A 300-nucleotide genomic window follows, 5' to 3' on the forward strand; every position below is an offset into this window, starting at 1 on the left:
CTGGCTAGCCGATCTGCTCCCTCTTCCGACAACAGGACAGCTATGGCATCGAACAGGACGGAGGGTCCTCCGTCGATCATATGCCTGGCTTCGATCCAGCTTCCATCCCCGGCTTCGACACCGCCGACTTTCGGGGCAACCACCTCTATCGTCGCACCTTCCTTCTCAATCGCCGATTGCAGCTTCTTCAGCAACGCGGCATCGGTGCCGGAACTCACCAGCACGCCGACCTTGCGTCCCGCGAAACTGTCTGGCCCATTCTCGATTATGCTGAGCGCCGGTGAGGGTTCGAGATCGTCC

1 pseudogene is annotated in these 300 nt (G+C 60.3%); it reads right to left on the bottom strand.

The window, feature by feature from the left end:
- Positions 1-300 (bottom strand): annotated as a pseudogene (locus EN807_RS34400) (catalase HPII); the annotation flags it as partial.

This window comes from Mesorhizobium sp. M5C.F.Ca.ET.164.01.1.1, from assembly GCF_004792125.1.
Taxonomy (GTDB): domain Bacteria; phylum Pseudomonadota; class Alphaproteobacteria; order Rhizobiales; family Rhizobiaceae; genus Mesorhizobium; species Mesorhizobium wenxiniae.